We start from the raw sequence: 1,692 nt of genomic DNA, 5'->3' as shown, positions 1-1,692 counted from the left end.
GTTGCCGCCCTCGCTGATCTCGTAGTGGGCCCCCACGACCCGGCTCACATAGGCGAAGTCATCGTGGGCACGCCCCTGCTCACGCACCCCGAACAGCAGCAGGCCGTCGCCCCGCTCCCCGGGGATGGCGGCGAGCCCCTCGATCTTGTAGTAGGGAAAGCCGATGGCATGATCGAGCTTGCTTCGCAGCTCCAGCGAGCCCTCCACGCCATCCCGCGGGTCCGGGTCCACCACCTGCACCCGCTCCGGCTCGCCCAGCGGCCAGATCAGCAGGTGGTTGTAGTCGTTGAGGGCGTGGCTCTCCGCGTCGATACGATCGAACCCCGTGGTGGCCAGCACGTGGCGGCCATCGGCAGTGAGGGCCAGGTCCTCGTACTTGACCGCCTGCTTGATCAGCGGGGTGGTGAAGTACTCGAGCCGACTGTCGTCGGGCCCCTGGGGCGTCATCGGCACGGCAAACACCGCCGAGCGCGCCTCGCCGGGGATGGGCTTGTCGCTGGCCAGTATCAGCCGCTCGCCGTCGAAGAGCACCGCGGACACCTCGGCATTGACCAGCTTACCTTTCTCATCCCGCAGACCAGCGGTGAAGCAGTGGATCGTACCTTGCTGCAGAATTCTGGCGCTCGTCATGGTAGAGGATCCTCCTGGATATCGGGGGCAAATGAGAGCTTACTAGGCCTATGTGCGAGGGTCGAACGCTCAGGGCATCAGGATGGTGACGGTGCTGTCGTATTTTCCGGTGTCGCCAGGTAGAGGGGCCTGGATTCATAGAATAACCGCAGCACTTTGGGCCACACGGTAGAGGCAGGAGGGCCAGCGCCGGTACCCTCCCTGCTTTACCGACCAAAGTGAAGCAGAGCATGGGATACCGACAGCTGACCCAGACCCAACGATACCAGATACACGCCCGCTATGACGTGGGCATGAGCCAGCGGCAGATCGGCAGGGAGCTGGGTCTCCACAGCAGCACGATCAGCCGTGAACTGCGGCGCAACGCCATCTCCGGTGGCTACGATCCTGAGCAGGCCCAGACCTTCAGTGATCGCCGGCGTCGTACCGCCTGGAAACGAACCAAGCGCCTGCCAAGCCTGATTGCCGCTGTTGTTGGCCGGCTGCGTGAGGAGTGGAGCCCACAGCAAATCAGTGGCTTCATCACGCCCCTGGCAGGCGTAGGCGTCAGTCATCAGTGGATCTACTCCTTGATCTGGGATGACAAGGCACAGGGTGGCGATCTCTGGCGGCATCTCCGCCAGCCCAAACGCCGCAGCAAGCACCGCGCTCAGGCCAAGAGCGCTGGGCTGGGCAAGATCCCTAACCGGGTAGGCATCGAGCACCGCCCGGCTGAGGCTGATGACCGGCGCTTCATCGGCCACTGGGAGGGCGACACCGTAATCCAGGGGCACAAGCAGTCGGGCCTGGTCACGCTGGTCGAGCGTCGCAGTGGCTATCTGCTGGCGGCACGACTGCCCAAGATCTCGGCGGAGCTGACGAGAGCGGCCATGATCCGTCTGTTGAAGCCTCGCCGGGGCGCTGTCCGGACCATCACGCTGGACAATGGCTCGGAATTCGCCGACCACGAAGCCGTGTCCAAGGCGGTGACGGCGGCAACGTACTTCTGTGATCCGTACTGCTCCGGGCAGCGTGGGACCAACGAGAACACGAATGGCCTGATACGGCAGTACTTTCCTAGTG

General features: G+C 64.0%; 1 protein-coding gene and 1 pseudogene. One reads left to right on the top strand and one right to left on the bottom strand.

What is annotated here, in order from left to right; genetic code table 11:
- A pseudogene (locus tag OP495_RS17610) lies at positions 1–630 on the bottom strand (hypothetical protein); the annotation flags it as partial.
- 230 nt (positions 631–860) lie between these two features.
- On the opposite strand from OP495_RS17610, the gene OP495_RS17605 reads away from it, so the two are divergent.
- The coding region (locus tag OP495_RS17605; protein WP_280571063.1) for an IS30 family transposase at positions 861–1,692 on the top strand (832 nt) is incomplete at its 3' end.

This window comes from Chromohalobacter sp. 296-RDG (assembly GCF_029889885.1).
Taxonomy (GTDB): Bacteria; Pseudomonadota; Gammaproteobacteria; order Pseudomonadales; family Halomonadaceae; genus Chromohalobacter.
This window is presented reverse-complemented; position numbering and strand designations above follow the sequence as displayed.